A 15,648-nucleotide genomic window follows, 5' to 3' on the forward strand; every position below is an offset into this window, starting at 1 on the left:
TTCTTCGACTGGGCGCGGGGCTACTCCAAACGGGATAGTCGTCATCTACAGCGCGGTGTTGTGAGCGCAATTGACCAGATGTCGTGGTTACACCGAGGGCAGTCTGCTCGTTGAGCCTCCGAAATGTGCTGAGAGAACCCGCAATTTACACAGCAATACAGTGCCGACGCAGGCGCAGTTTCAAACTCAGCACGATGCTCTAATGGTAGGACGGACAGCCCAGGGCGGAGGTCTTTCTGCTCGAAAAAATAAAGGCTGACGTCGCCGTCGGTCTCAACTAGACCGAGCCTTACTTGTCCGAGATGTTCAACCCCTTGCTGTCGTAACTCCATCAGCAATTCGTTAGATGAGATGTTCAGCGTTTCTAAAGATCTGAGCTCATAAAGCCCGTCGCGGATGACGGTTACCGGAAGCCCATCCATCCAGGCTTCGAACTTTTTGCTCTTTGTCATCACCATGACGGTGAGGCGGTAAAGAAGCAGGAGCGTGAGAAATACTACGGCGACCGGGAGTAGGGGAACGTCATGGTAGAAGGACACATCTCCTGCTGCTGAGCCCAATGTCAGAATCACGACCAGCTCAAAAAGTGAAAGCTGTCTGATCCCTCGTCGACCGCTGGATTTCAAAAAAAGAAACACTGCGAGGAACGCGAAAGTGGCCCTGAAACCTACCTCCAGCAAAAACGTTAAGGGAAATTCGTCTATCAGCATCCGCTGGATATCGAAAGGCGACATCGTGACCTCGATTGTATTTTCAGAGTGGACGACGGATCGAATCAGCGTTGGTTTCAAAAGCTGATGTCGGAATATTCAGCGGATAATCGGACTTTGTGGGCGGTTACGACATGAAGCGGATTCATCAATAGCCCGCGCCATACCACGCACTGCTACGTTGAGCTGGCTCGCCAGGTGACATCGGTAATGCCAAATCTTTCGGCTTGAGGTTTGGACACCATCTTCAGCGGCGGGCGACCAGGTCTGGGAATGGGTGCTACACCCGCATCGCAACTAGCCCAGTGCCAGGCATCAGCGTTTTGCATCGATTTGCTACGGATGATGAAGGACTTGGGCGCACCGTGAAGCTTGTAATTGATGACGAATAGATTGTTTTCCATGACTTACTCCGTCTGCTCTGATCTAACGGAGTCATCGATCGCGGAAAAATTCAAAAAATTCAGGGACTTCACCCCTTGTATTGATTCAGGGCAGTGGAGATCCACCTTCATCCGCTGAGCACCAACCAAATCCGGCATGGCCTCACGATTTCAAAGCCAGGCTTAGCGTTTACTTATGGGGTTTCCGGGCTGCAGAAGCTCCGCCACTGCCACCACCATCTCATCCAGCGACCAGGGCTTGTGAAGGTAAATAGTTTGAGCTGGCACTGCGGTGCTCTCGATCAGATAACCCGAGGTAAGTATCGCAGCGATGTGAGGCCACCTGCCTTTGACCATCTCTATGAACTCGATGCCTTGGACTTGCCCGGGGACGCCGTGATCGGCGATCACTAGGACGCATTCACCATGTGCTTCGAGCAGGTAGGTCAACGCATCATCCGCTGTCGCGAACGGGACAGTCTTCGCACCAATCTCATCCATGATATCGGTCATGAGCGACTGCAGAGTTGGGTCGTCCTCAATGACGATGACCTCGCCGCGAATCGGCAGCAATCCTTCCCAATTTACGTTCAAACAATCCTCCTCTAAACAGAGAGCCCGACCGCCCAAACAAACGGAACGGTGCATGAGTGTAAGCGAAAATGCCGCGTGTGCCGTGAAAACGCGTGGAGCTCCCGGGACGCTCGACGCAGGTCAAGTCCCCACAGATGTCCTCGCAGCGTATTGAAAGAGCGTGTGGCGCCTCGCTTTCTGATCTCCCGCGCTAGCATGGAATTCATCTCCAGTTGTGCGCTTGAGGCTATGAATGCTGCGTAGCAATCCCTTGATCTAGATCAAACATTGCTCAGTTTTTCGAACCTTCCTTCAGAGGTATCTATCGAAACTAGGAACAGGGTAAGCGCATCACCGAGGAAGATCGGCAAGCACTTATCGCGAATTAGTTGAGGCAGATGAGTCAAATTCGAGCGTGCAACAGCTAGCAACCAGGATCGATCCATGCAGCAAGAAAACCACAACCACCCAGTTATAGTCATCGGAACGTCCAGCGGCGGACTCGCTGCACTGCGTGAGTTTCTTGCCGAGCTTCCGTCTGATTTTAATGCGGCTGTCTTCGTCACGATGCACATCGGAGACCAACCTAGTGCTCTCCCTAGCCTTCTAATCCAGTCGAGCCAATTGCCCGTCGGCTTCGCTTTGAGCCAAGAGCAGGTAGTGACGGGTCGTGTATACATAGCCCCTCCCGATAAGCATCTCCTTGTCAAAAAAGGAGCTATTCAGATCACTCGAAGCGCCAAGGAGAACCACTCGCGGCCTGCGATTGATCCGATGTTTAGATCGGCTGCCATTAGTTATGGAAGTAATGCCATAGGGGTGTTGATGACCGGCGAGCTTGATGACGGTGTAGTGGGGCTTCAGGCGATAAAGGCATATGGCGGACTGGCCTTCGTACAAGATCCTGAGACTGCCGAAGCGCCCTCAATGCCGACGAATGCTCTCCGGCATGTGAGTGTGGACGGATGCCTGCCGCTTACTGAGTTGGCGAAGAGGCTAGTGCAGATCATCAATCAACGTACAGCGGAGACGACAGCACCTTCTGCATCAAACCGTATCGAGCCATTCGCTACGGAGAATGATCTGGCTGAGGATTTCAGTAAAGGTGGTTCCTACGCGCTAAATGAGATCGGCCAGGTCGCAGGCATGTCCTGTCCGGAATGCGGAGGCGCTCTGTGGGAAGTAGCCGCATCCTCTCCACGGTTTCGCTGCCATACCGGTCATGCCTATACCGCCGCCGCATTGTTCCATGCCCAGAATGAAACGATTGAGGAGGCACTCTGGGTGGCCATTAGAGCCTTGCATGAAAAGCAGTTGCTCCTGGCGCGGCTCATGCAGAGCAGCAAAGATGCCGGGCGCCAGGGCGCGTTACGAGAATACGAACTTGCAAGCGATGGACTCGAAAGTCATAAGGCTACTCTTCGAGCATTGCTTACCTCGTTACGTCCGACTTGAGAAAAGAAGCCGAATTGCGTTCGTCTTCTCGCATCGCTCAGACACTTCAGCGGCTGCGTTTGAGGGTACGCTGGTGAGCTGACCCCTTTGATTGCAAAGCGCCGGAAGCGATGCTACTTGATCCCGTGCCATTTCAACGCCAATGCTCGGAAACGTGGGGCATATCCAATTGCTTCAGGAGTTGCTCCGTTTTGAGCGATCCAGCTAAATACTACCCCGCAGCAAGAGGCGGTTTGTTGGTTCAGACCATAAAGGTCAGCGAAATCAAAACCGCCATTTTCGGGTGCGCTCTACCAAGCCAAGAGAAAATTTGCCACCTTGCTCGATTGCGTGGTGTCCCGCTCAGCCAATGCCAGCAGATGTTCCAACGCCGACCGGGTGGCCATATCCATAGCCGGATTAGAATCCGCACTTTTTGCGAAGGGATGGATGGGAGCTGCAGAGCCTAGTTCTGGAAGGGCACGCAGGCGTTTGTCCGCTGAGTCACCCCATAACCGTCCGGCATCAACCGAATCCTCTGGGCTTATAAGCCCTCGGGCGCTGAGCTCACGAAGGAAGTTGAGGCCCAAGTCCAACGCCTCGAACAACCTGTGCCGATTAGGCGCATTTTGAATTTCATTCAAATGTGAAAGTGATTGCGAGAAATAAGGTTCAGGTAGGTCTCGGAAGCAGGGTGCGCCGGACATGAATAACGCCTCGGGTTGATCGTCAATGAAGTCTTTATACGGTCGATTTCAGCGCCTGGCATTGGTATGCGCGAGCCTGAACAACCTTGTGTAGCAACCTTCCGAGAACATCAGGCTTGAGTGATGGTCTGGTAGATTATTGCAGAACATGCTGGTGCAAGGATGCACTTTCAAAATGCGGAGCGCACATGGATTACATCGATTTGATTCAGTGGCCAGCGATGGGTGTCACAGTCGTCTCAGCCTGGTTCATCGGCTCGCAACGAGCTTACCGCCGGATGATCGCTTTTTGGGGGTTCATCCTCAGCAATGCGCTTTGGGTGACTTGGGGACTTCATGCCGAGGCCTATGCGCTGATTGTTCTTGAATGCGTGCTGTTGGGCATGAATGCCCGAGGATTCAAAAAAAACTTCGACGGGCAGCGTCATTCTTAACTCTGCCGTGGTTAGCTCTTCAAATTTTTCCTCAATCCACGAAGGTTCATCAGAAAAAGGCAAATCTGCAATATGATCAATGCATAAGCGCCCGCGTAGGCGCCCCAGATGACCCACAACACGTTGCTCACGCTGAAGCACACAAACCCTGTCATTCGCCTTTTTGGTCGCTGCGATCCGATGAGCCATGCGGCCAGAACGGTGACGACCATCGCTGGCCACTGAATCCAATCCCAATAAGACAAATTATCCTCTCAATACAATATCGTGAGCCGGAGTGCTGTTTGGATGCCAGGCTGATCAGTCAGGCTTCTCATCGTGGGATAGGGGTTTCGATTTGCCGAGAACGTAGCAGGGATGGAGCTGACACATTAGGATGTGTTGTCACAACAACAGATATTAGTGACCACCCCTCAGCGAGCTTAACGTTTACTTCATTGGTCGAAAGCGCTTCCATGATTTGCGTTGCCTCGGACATATGCATTTTATCTTTCTCATACTGAGGAGTTCATCTCTTAGGCGCCCGTCCCGGATGAGGGTTCCTCTAGCTAAGATCCTGGCCCTGAATTGCCTGATCACCAAGCGTTTGAACCTTTATCAGAATGTGTTGGGCCTAGACAAACATTGAGGGGTTAGGAGGACAGGCGGTGGTTCGAGAGCCTCATAACTGCTCGTCTACACTGCTTCACGGATGACGGAGGAGGAGTCCATGCCGAGCCGAAAGATGACCGTTAAAGACTTGCAGGTGAATGTCTCAATCGCCGGCCAAGGCCCACCGTTACTCCTACTCAACGGTCTGGGAGGTTTGATCAAAACCTTCGATGCTTTGCGCAACGAACTAGGCGACTACACGACGATCACGTTGGACGTGCCTGGTGTCGGCAAATCGCAAATGCCCCGCTGGCCGATGCGATTGCCAAGTCATGCCGATCTGATCGCCGAAATGCTCACACAATTGGGTTTCGACCATGTTGATGTATTCGGCGTGAGCTGGGGCGGTGCATTGGCGCAAGAGTTGGCTCTTCGTCATCCCACCATGGTAAGAAGGCTTATCTTGGCGGCGACCTCTGCGGGCCCGGTTCTACTGGTGAAGCCCGCTGACATCCTGGAGTTCATTAGAGGGAGCGCAGGCGCCAAACAGCGGAAACGAGATGGTTCAGTCAATTCGACACAGGCGCTGCTGCGTTTCGGTGTTGTAAAGCGAATGCTAACCGTACGCCTGCGAACCTATCATCACCAGCTAGCCGCTTTGGTAGGCTGGACAAGTCTACTGCGGTTATTCCGTCTGCATTCGCGCACGCTTATTCTGATCGGCGACCGTGACACCCTGGTTCAGCCTTATAACGCGCATATCCTGCGACGCTCAATTCCACAAGCTGAACTACGCGTGCTCAAGGGCGAGGGGCATTTTTTCGTAGTGACCAGTGCCCGGCGAACTGCTGCCTTGATACGCGAATTTCTTTGTAGGCAGCAGAACGGTGAAGGCCCAGTGCCGGAGATCGCTAACCGCGCTGGTAAGCAACGCTTGCAGCGAGCTAAGACTGTTTAGCTTTGCCATGCTAAAGCTCTTACTGCTGTGTAGCGGCTACAGCCCCATGCTTCGGGCGTTTGGCCCACGTCCCGAGGAAACTCAGAGGATTTCCGTAAGCATCCAGAATGCCGCCAATCCTTTCAAACTCTTCGGGTTTCCTACGGTCAACCTGACAGGTATTGATCGTCATGTCAGAGGTGAGCTAATGGATAACTATCACATCAAAAAAGCGGAAAAACTCTGGGAGCTCGTCAAAGAGGGCGCGCAACGCGCCTCCAAGACCGCATCTACCAAAGCAGAAATCACCGAGATAGCGAGCGAATTTCTTCAGGGCAAGACAGCCTCTCTCAAAATCCACAAAGAGGACGGCACGATCCAAGAGGAGCGTACATTTCCTCGTTCAGCGGATCCTAGACAAACGAAAGGTTAAACAGATCATTTGCCCAGAGAGGTGCGGTGCCCATTGCGCCGCAATGCTGTGAACGCGGCCGACCGGAGGTCTCGCCGCATTTCAAGTGACTTCATTTCTAACTCAGGTACAGATCATGGTAATCGCATGTCTCGGATGGGGATCACTAATTTGGAAGCCGGACACCTTACCGCTCGCAAGCGAGTGGTTTATGGACGGCCCCGTGTTACCCATCGAGTTCGCGCGGGTCAGTGATAACGGAGACCTCACGACAGCTATCTGCGCAAACGCACCTGGGTGCAAAGTGCTTTGGGCGGTATTGGATCTGGACAACCTTGATGAGGCACGCGAGGCTCTTAGAGTTCGGGAGGGGGTTCCTCAAGACCGGGAGGATGGCATTGGTAGTTTTGTGGTCGGCACGAACGCAGCGGGAATAATCGCTGAATGGGCGATCGCCCGCCGATTGGACGCGGTAGTTTGGACTGGACTGCCACCAAGATTGGGAGGCGTTGAGGGACTCCTCCCCGCAGCAGAGGACGCTATTGCCTATCTCGCCGGCTTAAGCGGAGAAACACTTGAGAGCGCGCGCGACTACATCAATCAAGTGCCGTCGCAGATCGATACGCCTTACCGGCGAGAAATCATTTCAAGGTTAGGGTGGCAGTGACCTGTGCTGAAAGCCTGGAACGATTCCCGCAATCATGCTCATCCGTGGGTTTGCGTTATCCAAGACGGTGATCCTCCTATGATGAAGAACGTGGGAGTCGCTGCGATTCGCAGTCTTCAATCGATAGGTTTATGAAGCATCTAGGTGTGTAGGTGGGAATCTGCGGTGGGGTATGTGAAGAAATAACGCCCGCCTACGCAGAGTTTTCAGAGATTCCGAAGCTGCGGGTGAACGCTTTAATTTCCATGCCGGTATAAAAATTGCTCGCTTAAGCCCACCGCTAATTTGAAGACGTATATATGACGCTCTCCTTACCGATCTACGCAAGGCTGACACCTAAAGCGCTGTCCCTTTCGCTGATTGGTTTCGTTCTTCTAGTTTGTTTATCGTTGTTCCTTGCTACTGCTTGGCAGATTGTGCAGTCGTCCGGTGAGCGAGTAGAAGCGGCCAAAATAACTGTTTCGAACATTGTACTTGCCGCTGAACAGCAGGCCCGTGACACGATGCTGCAGGCCGACAATACCTTGCGAGATCTTGCTGAGCGTGTGGCGCACGATGGAAGCGGCCCTGATCAACAGGAGCGGTTGGCGAAGCTGATGGCCCGCCAGGTTAACGACATTGAAGGCGTTCAGGGCCTATTCATCTTCGATGCTCAAGGCAATTGGATGGCCAATTCGTTTTCCGAAGGTTTGCAAACCAAAAACAACGGCGACAGAGCTTACTTTCGATATCACCGTGAGCACGATGACCAGTCCATCCATGTTGGCTCGATAGTGGAAAGTCGAACGACAGGGGATATGGTGATCCCTATAAGTCGGCGTATCCAAACAGCCGATGGAGCGTTTGCGGGGGTTGCGTTAGCCACGGTTCCGGTTTCATATTTTCAAAGCTTTTTCAAACGTATGGCCGTGGACGACGAAGGGGTAATTTTCCTAGCACTCGATAACGGCGAACTCCTCGCGCGACGCCCGACCGTCGCAGCATTGATGACAACTAATCTTTCCAAAGGCGAAATTTTTAGCCGGTATCTACCTGAGAGCGATAGCGGGACTGCAGTCATAAAATCTATCGTGGATGGTATCGAGCGGATTTACGCCTATCGTCGTCTGGCTGGGCTGCCTATCGTCGCAGCAGCTGGCGTGTCGTACGAGCATGTATTTGCCCCTTGGTGGTCATATGTTTACCAATCGGTTGCACTGGTAGGTACCATCATACTGGCGTTGGCAATTTTAGGTAGCTTGCTATATCGCCAGATCCAACAGCTGCTAGTTGCAGAGTACGAGCTAAAAATAATCCGAAAAGAGTTAGAAGTGATAGCCCATACAGATAGTCTTACTTCTCTAGCCAATAGGAGAAGCTTTGACTTGGCTATGGATAAAGAATGGAAGCGTGCCACGAGAAATCAGACAAGCATATCCGTAATCCTTTTGGATATAGATCTGTTTAAACAATATAATGACCGTTACGGTCATCTTAGCGGCGATGATTGCCTTGTACGCGTAGCGAGCATTATTGCAGCCAACGTCAACAGGCCAGGTGACTTCGCTGCACGCTACGGTGGGGAAGAGTTTATAGTTCTGCTTCCGGATACTGAACTTGCAGGTGCGGTCATGGTTGCAGAAAACATAAGGCTTTCCCTGTTGAATGCAAACATTCAACATTCAGCGAGTCCATTCGGGATTGTCACGATAAGCTCAGGTGTTGTCTCGACCTCTGAAACATTAGGGGAGAGTCCAAAAGAATTTCTGATCAAAGCTGACCGTTTGCTGTACGCGGCGAAATCTAAAGGGCGGAATAGGGTAGAGTTTTAGTTTCGTGATTTGAGCGTGCATTGATCACATCCGGCTTGGGCGGGCACGCCTGTCCCCGTTGATTTTAAAAGGATTCGCTTACAATATCTGAAAACATCATCAGCGTGCCGGCTAAGAAGATTGCGCTACCCAATAAAAATGTAGGTCGATGTTGCGTCACTTCCGAGTCCCCACATTTGTCCCGGTGCTAGCCATTGCGTCGTGTCTCGTGCTGTTGGGTCAGCAGAATTGGGAAACGTGGATGCGGGCAGGTGTATTGATCATCGTAGGGATGCTGCTGCACGGATGGTCTCGTCTCAACCTCTCGCCCATGAGCAAGCCTGGCTAGCGCACCGCACCTACCACGCTGGGCTTACTGGTAGCTAAGAGCTTCAGAAACCGTTTGTCTGAAGCACGACCGCCAAGTCGAAATAAATGAAACGGCTCCTGTTTCCTTACCCTCCAACATACATGCCTGCCACGGCATTGCAGGCTGCTCATGTAAATTCTCCTTTTGCCCGCACGCTGTGCGGGCTTTTTAACTCTTCCGCGCGAGTGAGTTCTTGTTTGCGGACGTGTTGGGAGGCAAGGTGCGCGATGAGGCCCGCAACCGAACTGAACGAATCAGCGAATAAGTGTATCCACCCGTATATCCGCAAGGGGTATTACCTCGGGATACCAAGTGACGTTTATGCGTGCGTGATTTGTGGTGAGCAACGCCTGCAAACTGCTGGGATGAGTTTGAGCGACGCCGAACGCCGCCTGGTGGCCTGCTCAATAAGAAATAGCCGTTCGCCGATATTTTATACGCCGTAACGCTTGTTCCCGCCTGAGGTGATGCAATATCTACCACCTCTTGGGCCTATGCAGACGTTCCCGGAAGAGCATGGACAAGAAGAACTATATTCAGTGGCAGGTCGATATGCAGGTTGTGGCGCGGGTCGTAGTCGCTTCGGCTGGGATTTGACGTAGCAGTTCGATCCGCTGCAAAGACTTTTAGAGGAAAGCCATCTAGCCGGCTGGCCATCAATGCTTATGCGTACCCACTCGTTTCGTTTTTCAAAGACCTGCACCTTATCTCCGCGCTGAAGCTTCGAAATGACTTTTCCGCCGGGTTGATCCCGGATGTTGAGCTTGTCGGTGCTCACGTACTGGTCGGCTGGTGCAGCTATTGGCGAGGTAGATGCAGCCGGTGCGGATGTCGATTTACCCGGTGTGCTGAGGGCTGCGGGCTGAGTCTGAGATGTAGGAGTTTCCTTTTTCCCGATGGCCCACAGCACGGCGAACAGGATCAAAAGCGGGACAAACCAAGATCGAGGTTTCTTGCGCATATCCATTGCTCTCAGAGGAAACGATACATCAGGTATTTTGCCATGGGACTAATTCTAGCGACCCACCGTGAGCTTAGACGTGTCTTCGTTATTTGCTTCAAATATTGACTGGCAAACTGTATTTCGATCGTCGAATTACCCAGAGCAATTATTTCAGGCGCTCAGTCAATAATTTTTATCGATCGGCTGCAAAACGCTTTCGCCTAGGGTCAACGGGAGCGCAGCGGCTATCGTTGCTCGTCGTTCCTTCGGGCACGGCCCGGCTCAAGACTCTTTTTACGCTCTTCAACGCACGCAGCTAGGTGCAACGTTTCAGCGGAGTAAGCCCTGAAACTCCTTGTCGAATAATGGCTCTAGGAATCTTTGACTCCTGCCCCATTTAGGCAACAATCAAGGCACATCGCTCCTAGGAAGACCACCATGATCTCCGCTCTTGAGCTCCGACACATTATTGAGTGTGGCTTCCTGCCGCTCTCCTGCTCATGCACGTTAAACGTGGATGGTTCATTGATGATAAAAGTAATTGAGCCTTCTACAGGCAGCGTGGAGCTGTTGGTCACAGGAGTGTCGACGACGCAGCTGACTTCGAGTCGTGCGATTGCCAATCTGATAGGCGAACTTCGGAGTGAAATGGCTTCCCGCAAAACCGACTTTGAACCGAGTAGAAGTAGGGCACAAGGGTAGTGAAGGGTAGGAAACGAGGACTCAGCCTGAAGGGGCTTCGATCTCAAACTGATATCGGCTCATGCTGCGGTTTCATTGTCATGGAGCAGGGCACGTGTCCTCAGATACAGCATTGACCACAGGTACCTGCTGCCGGGAGTAGCCAAGTTGCCTCCAACCTACAGGGCGTCCCCGCTCCCATGAATCACGTTTTCACAGTCCCGACACCAGAGCGAACCCATAGATTAGTCATGTACGCCATGGTCTACGATCCTGGCCCGAGCATAAATGCGCGTTGAAGACGGTGATGGGAATTTGGAGTCGTGAAGCGGGCATTACTCTGACTCACAATGGGAGTCTGGTGGACTGCTCGCCAGCTTTCGAGCTCCACTCTCATCAGTATCACGTCAAAAGCTCTTCCTGGATTCACTGCTAGCAAACGCTTGCTAATTTTGTATCGACCACAGCCCAGACAAACGATGTCCTCCCAGTCGCCATAAGTCCCAAGCAACCAAGCATCACCCCAGCAGATCCGACATGCACACTTCATGTATTGACTCCCACTTTGCATCATTGATGCGAGGTTTAAGGGGGAGTTCAGACATAGCTGAGCTATGCCGACCAAGGGACAGCGTCGCCAAATCAACTAATGGATTACTGAGAGGCTAGCCATGCTTCGAGTCTTTGCAGGCGACCAAGCTCGAGTAGTTTTTGTTTCCCCAGGCTCAAAAGTGCGAAGAGTCGCTGTCGGTCAGCATGCGTGGGAAACCAATCAGCTATTTCAACATTGCAACATGTCGAATCGCTGAGAGCCCATTTGATAATCATGTCACCGGCGGCGCGGTAATGGTCTGCGATGAAGACGTGCCTGCCCTCCAGTTCCCATCCACGCACTGAAAGCTCGTCGGTAACGTCGATGATCCAGCGTCTCCAAAAAATTCGGCGGTATCTGGATAGTGGATGCCTGCCAACGACACTTTCGCTACACCCGTATCCCGGTCGAAGTAGGACAGAAAATGCCACCCACCAGTGGTGCTTTCGGGGTGCGGGAAGTTGATGGCTGCTTTTCCAGTTATGTAATGCTCAAACGAAACGCGTTTGAGATCAAAATCAAAGAGCGGCTGCTTCATGGGAGCTTTTTGAGCCGGGCTAACTCCTGCTTGATGTGCCCAGCATTCTCACCAATTGCCCACAAAGCACCTCGGACGTTATCCCCGACTTCAGCACTTCCCTGGGCTTCGACATGGAGCGTTAACTCCATCAGCGCCGCCTCCAGGGCGAGCTGATTTTGGTACATCCTCTCCAGCACATCTGATAACTAGTATTCGCCTGCCATTTTCCTTTTCCTCTCCTTGGATTCACCTGAGCATAGCCCTCTGCAGCATCCTACGGATCAACCGCATCTTAAGTAATCTGTCGAAGGCCGCCCAATTGTTGTTTCGCCACCTGCCGCGCGTCCGTTATATCGGTGAGTCTGTCCCACTGCACCTTTGTTCTCGGAAACACAAAAGGGCGATTGGTTTGTTTGCAAATCGAGGCATAGACGGCGAGGGCGGTTGCCATGTTCATCATGTTGCCCACGTCAGCTCCAGTGACGGTAGGGCCTTCCCTGTGTTCTAGGGAGGGTGGACTCCAAACTCTTGGATTCGCAGACGTTTTCCTGGGCGGGGGGTATTCTAGCTAATGGCCATCCCTGACGCAGTGATTGCTCCTTCTGGGCTCCATGTCAACGCCATGGCATTGGGGGGCTCTCGGTGGGGCTCAGAAAGAACTAATCCCCTGGAATGAACATGCCATCAGGGCGGAGGGGGTGGTTGGCATCCAGGGTCTGGGGAAGAGGCCTTTGCTCTGGCTTGAGCATTGGCGTGGTGAGGGTTTCTCACCGCTCGTCGACGGCATGAACATCTCGGAGGAGCGGCGTTGTGCTCGCTGGAAACAGGCGTAGATTGATGAGCTCACAATGAGCTATTGAGGAGAACTGGCCATGACTCAGAACCTAGATCTTCGCATCTTCACCCCCGATCAGCTGCAAGCCCACGATTTGAACATCGCCACGAAGGTACACCAAGCGACCGTCGCTAGCGTCATTCGCAAAGTGAACGTTATGAACCCGGGACAGGTTCTGAACGCCTCTAGGGAAAACGGTAAAGAGCTCCTTTGGCCAAAGGAGAAGTTGGAGCAGGTACTCAAGCACATTGAAGAGTCGTAATCGCAGGCACCAGTGCGGAACTGGCTCGACTAGTCGAACTGGAGGCATTGAGAAGGGCTCGTAGCCTGAGATGCGAGCCCTGCTCATTGTGCAATTTACTTCAGTCGAGGACGGCTATAGGACGGCTCGGGGCTGAGGAATGTGGGCACCTCCGAGAGCATCAGATCACACTCCACCAACGCAGAGCCGTGCCAGAACAGTGTCCAGCGTTTGTAGTCTTCCTTCGTCTCGATCATGTATAGCGTTTCTTCTCTGGTCTCCCTGAAGACACGGATGAACCATGCGGGGTTGATCTGAGAGGGAACCCGGAGCTCATAGCCGTCATCCGACCACCCAACCCAATGGCTAAAGAAGCTGCGCTCAAAGAAATCGTGCAACTGGACAAAGTAGTAGGATTTGCTTTCGTCGGCTGACGCCGCTGCGCAGCGGTCTTTACCGTGGTCGCGCCACGATTTGAAAGCATTCTTGAAGGCCTCGAAGCAGTTTTTCCACGACTCAAAGCCGTAGCGGCGCGCGACGATCGATAAGCAAGCTTTATGTCGCAAAGCCTTCTGGCTGTTCCGTTTCAAGATCTTGGCCTCGCGCTTAATCTGCTGAAGAAGCTCGGGGGTGAGGGGCTGTGTGGGGGTAAGAGATTTGGACATAGCTATCCCATAAATCCAATACGGAGCTCTGGCCCGCTCAGGCCCAAGATTTGTGGGTAGTCGTCAGATTTTTGCTATCAGTGTTCTCACTTGGGCCAGCGGGCGGCTCAGGCACCTGTAGTCGTACCTATAGCCGAAATGGTGCGGTAACTCTTGCGAAGCTGTCAAGGCGTCGGTCGTTCTGGTCATCTCCATCTGTGTTCTCTGCAACGCGTTTTCGCGTCCATGTACGTACCCCGGTGGCCCTTCACATGGGCGTGAAGCTCAGCGTCTTCTGGTGCTCTCTACCAGATTGTTGAGGTCGCATCAGGGAGAGGCGCTTGATACTCTTGGATGACCTGATCAGTCATGGGCAGCATGCCTCTAAAGGTTGGCCAGGCTGGAGTCATGGTGCTCTTCCTGGCTGCATGACCTTCCGTGATCACAGAACAGACCAGGCTCGCACGATGATGGCGAGCTCGGAAGTGCGAGGTGGCGTGTGCAAAATTTAGATGCGGTGTGGCAGAAAGCTGAGCAAGTTTTTGGCGACAAGGCCAAAGCCTCAGCATGGCTGTCGACGCCTAGTCAGTTATTCGGTGCCGAGGCACCTATCGACTTTGTGAAAGACCAACAAGGCTTGGAGCGGGTGATTGAGGTGCTGACTCAGATCGAGCATGGGTTTGCTTGTTGAAAGCTGAATTCACTGCAGGTGGGGAAGGACTGATCACTCGTCAATTTGGGTGCTGCTTGGCTCAGGTCGGGTGCTTGGCACTGACCGCTGTTAGGACATACAGTAGTCCCCTAAGGCAGTCAGTAGGCGACAGTTTGGGGGATCATTATGAAGGTGTTCGTGAGCTCCGTTGTCGGAGGGTTCGAGCAGTACCGGGCTGCAGCTAGGAAGGCGATCACACTGCTGGGGCACACTCCAGTCATGTGCGAGGACTTCGGTGCACGTCCTTACTCTTCGCAGCATGCATGCATGACGGAGATCGAACAAGCTGATGTCGTGGTACTGATCCTTGGCGCGAATTTCGGCTACGAAACTGCCACTGGTGAGTCAGTCACTCAACAGGAGTTTCGGCGAGCGAAGACGACCGGCAAGCCTATCCTGGCTTTTCTCGAAACTGTGGAGATGGAAGAGCGCCAGAAGGCATTTTCCTGGGAGGTATCGGACTACCTTGATGGCCTGTTCCGGCTGACATTCTCCGATCAGTATGAGCTTTCAGACGGCATCGTTCAGGGCCTGAATCAACTCTCCGTGAGTCGTAAGGCTATCTCGGAGCAAGAGTTCGTACAGCGCTTGCAGCAGAAAGATGGCAATGGCCGGCGGGGTGGCTATGACCACGAAGCTCGCCTGGAGGTAGCGTTCTTGCCGCAGCCTGAAGCCCTCGGCACTTTGCGCGCCGCCCATGCTCAACATGATCCGTTCTTTCTCAAGCTGTGCCAGGCAGGGCTTGGCTCGATCAAAAGCGGCTACAAAGACTTCAATAGCGCCGATCAGACGGGAATTGATACCCCGGACGTGAAGTGGCGACACCATGAGAGTGGTTTGTGCTGGTTGTCGATTTCACTGGCCAACGCTTCGACGTCGCGAGGCATCATGGATTCGTATTACCTATCGCCATCCAGGGTCAGGGCAGGCGCTGATGCTGCGTTCGGGCTGCTGTGCGAAGGGAAGAGTGGGTGGTTCCAGATCAGCCTGACTGGGGTTGACCACAAGCTCTTCGCTGAGCCCCCGGCGTCATCTTCCAGCAGCATCTCGTTGCCGTTCCGATCTGAGCAGAAGCTGGAAGAGCGGAGCTTGTTGATTCCTGCCACGCCGGCTGCGTACCGTCATTGGTTGGACGAGGTGATGTTTAGGTTTGAGCGCAAAATGTCCATGTGATGATGTACATGGGCCAATGAGTGCAAACGAGCCTATAAGGCAGGCCGTCTGGTTTATTCATCGTGGGACGCGGGCGGTCGCGTCGATACCACCACCAAGGAGAGCTTCGCCGCTCACGACCCTGTAAACCTTTTTTTTGATGTGTAAACCGCGTTGGTTAATAGGTCAAAAATTTAGTTTACAGGCCGAGGTCGAGGGCGACTAGATGGAGAAGGAAGACCAAACGAATGCTCATTTTTCTTCGTCAGTACTGTTCATATCAGAGGTTGGGGCTGTATCAATTATCAATGCCGCTCGGT

Annotated in this window: 17 protein-coding genes and 2 pseudogenes; 11 read left to right on the forward strand and 8 right to left on the reverse strand. The window is 52.9% G+C overall.

Annotated features, from left to right (window positions below):
* Positions 1-41: 41 nt before the first annotated feature.
* The 3 genes from LIS66_RS09880 to LIS66_RS09890 form a co-directional block, all read right to left on the reverse strand.
* Complete coding sequence (locus LIS66_RS09880; protein WP_227974136.1) at positions 42-734, reverse strand: DUF421 domain-containing protein; 693 nt, start codon at positions 732-734, stop codon at positions 42-44.
* A gap of 152 nt (positions 735-886) precedes the next feature.
* On the reverse strand, positions 887-1,114 hold the full coding sequence (locus tag LIS66_RS09885) for a DUF6555 family protein (protein ID WP_227974137.1): 228 nt from the start codon (positions 1,112-1,114) through the stop codon (positions 887-889).
* A 162-nt stretch (positions 1,115-1,276) separates the two neighbouring features.
* Positions 1,277-1,687 carry a response regulator gene (locus LIS66_RS09890; RefSeq protein ID WP_227974138.1) on the reverse strand — a complete coding sequence of 137 codons (411 nt, stop codon included), beginning with the start codon at positions 1,685-1,687 and terminating at the stop codon, positions 1,277-1,279.
* 423 nt (positions 1,688-2,110) lie between these two features.
* Between LIS66_RS09890 and LIS66_RS09895 the strand changes: the two genes are divergently transcribed.
* The gene (locus tag LIS66_RS09895) at positions 2,111-3,121 is read left to right on the forward strand and encodes a chemotaxis protein CheB (RefSeq protein ID WP_227974139.1); all 1,011 of its coding nucleotides are present in this window, start codon (positions 2,111-2,113) and stop codon (positions 3,119-3,121) included.
* 874 nt (positions 3,122-3,995) lie between these two features.
* Positions 3,996-4,241 (forward strand): hypothetical protein, encoded by a 246-nt coding sequence (locus LIS66_RS09900; RefSeq protein ID WP_227974140.1) that lies wholly within the window; start codon positions 3,996-3,998, stop codon positions 4,239-4,241.
* An 11-nt stretch (positions 4,242-4,252) separates the two neighbouring features.
* Here the strand turns inward: LIS66_RS09900 and LIS66_RS09905 are convergent, their stop codons facing one another.
* On the reverse strand, positions 4,253-4,453 hold the full coding sequence (locus tag LIS66_RS09905) for a hypothetical protein (protein ID WP_416220746.1): 201 nt from the start codon (positions 4,451-4,453) through the stop codon (positions 4,253-4,255).
* Positions 4,454-4,965: 512 nt separating this feature from the next.
* On the opposite strand from LIS66_RS09905, the gene LIS66_RS09910 reads away from it, so the two are divergent.
* From LIS66_RS09910 to LIS66_RS09930, 5 genes are all read left to right on the forward strand, one after another.
* On the forward strand, positions 4,966-5,790 hold the full coding sequence (locus tag LIS66_RS09910) for an alpha/beta fold hydrolase (RefSeq protein ID WP_227974142.1): 825 nt from the start codon (positions 4,966-4,968) through the stop codon (positions 5,788-5,790).
* 187 nt (positions 5,791-5,977) lie between these two features.
* Positions 5,978-6,202, forward strand: coding sequence for a DUF2188 domain-containing protein (locus LIS66_RS09915; protein WP_227974143.1), 225 nt, complete (start codon positions 5,978-5,980; stop codon positions 6,200-6,202).
* Between the two features lie 190 nt (positions 6,203-6,392).
* Complete coding sequence (locus tag LIS66_RS09920; protein ID WP_227974144.1) at positions 6,393-6,848, forward strand: hypothetical protein; 456 nt, start codon at positions 6,393-6,395, stop codon at positions 6,846-6,848.
* Between the two features lie 299 nt (positions 6,849-7,147).
* Entirely contained in the window at positions 7,148-8,659 is a 1,512-nt protein-coding gene (locus tag LIS66_RS09925; RefSeq protein WP_227974145.1) for a diguanylate cyclase, read from the forward strand.
* Positions 8,660-8,807: 148 nt separating this feature from the next.
* Positions 8,808-8,987, forward strand: a complete 180-nt coding sequence (locus LIS66_RS09930) for an amino acid permease C-terminal domain-containing protein (RefSeq protein WP_227974146.1) — start codon at positions 8,808-8,810, stop codon at positions 8,985-8,987.
* A 454-nt stretch (positions 8,988-9,441) separates the two neighbouring features.
* Here the strand turns inward: LIS66_RS09930 and LIS66_RS09935 are convergent, their stop codons facing one another.
* A complete protein-coding gene (locus LIS66_RS09935) occupies positions 9,442-9,975 on the reverse strand; it encodes an SH3 domain-containing protein (protein WP_322746237.1) in 534 nt (177 codons plus the stop codon).
* Positions 9,976-10,389: 414 nt separating this feature from the next.
* Here LIS66_RS09935 and LIS66_RS09940 point away from each other — a divergent pair, with 414 nt between their 5' ends.
* Positions 10,390-10,653 carry a DUF1652 domain-containing protein gene (locus LIS66_RS09940; protein WP_227974148.1) on the forward strand — a complete coding sequence of 88 codons (264 nt, stop codon included), beginning with the start codon at positions 10,390-10,392 and terminating at the stop codon, positions 10,651-10,653.
* A gap of 633 nt (positions 10,654-11,286) precedes the next feature.
* Here LIS66_RS09940 and LIS66_RS09945 read toward each other — a convergent pair.
* Positions 11,287-11,762: pseudogene (locus LIS66_RS09945) on the reverse strand (hypothetical protein).
* A 298-nt stretch (positions 11,763-12,060) separates the two neighbouring features.
* Positions 12,061-12,231 (reverse strand): annotated as a pseudogene (locus LIS66_RS09950) (NAD-dependent dehydratase); the annotation flags it as partial.
* A 385-nt stretch (positions 12,232-12,616) separates the two neighbouring features.
* Here LIS66_RS09950 and LIS66_RS09955 point away from each other — a divergent pair.
* Entirely contained in the window at positions 12,617-12,841 is a 225-nt protein-coding gene (locus LIS66_RS09955; protein WP_227974149.1) for a hypothetical protein, read from the forward strand.
* Between the two features lie 95 nt (positions 12,842-12,936).
* On the opposite strand, the gene LIS66_RS09960 is transcribed toward LIS66_RS09955, so the two are convergent.
* A complete protein-coding gene (locus LIS66_RS09960) occupies positions 12,937-13,485 on the reverse strand; it encodes a hypothetical protein (protein ID WP_227974150.1) in 549 nt (182 codons plus the stop codon).
* 478 nt (positions 13,486-13,963) lie between these two features.
* On the opposite strand from LIS66_RS09960, the gene LIS66_RS09965 reads away from it, so the two are divergent.
* Together LIS66_RS09965 and LIS66_RS09970 are read left to right on the forward strand one after the other, a co-directional pair.
* The gene (locus tag LIS66_RS09965; protein ID WP_227974151.1) at positions 13,964-14,155 is read left to right on the forward strand and encodes an MbcA/ParS/Xre antitoxin family protein; all 192 of its coding nucleotides are present in this window, start codon (positions 13,964-13,966) and stop codon (positions 14,153-14,155) included.
* A 147-nt stretch (positions 14,156-14,302) separates the two neighbouring features.
* Entirely contained in the window at positions 14,303-15,349 is a 1,047-nt protein-coding gene (locus tag LIS66_RS09970; RefSeq protein ID WP_227974152.1) for a DUF4062 domain-containing protein, read from the forward strand.
* Positions 15,350-15,648: the final 299 nt, after the last annotated feature.

This window comes from Pseudomonas sp. HN2 (assembly GCF_020736465.1).
Taxonomy (GTDB): Bacteria; Pseudomonadota; Gammaproteobacteria; order Pseudomonadales; family Pseudomonadaceae; genus Aquipseudomonas; species Aquipseudomonas moraviensis_A.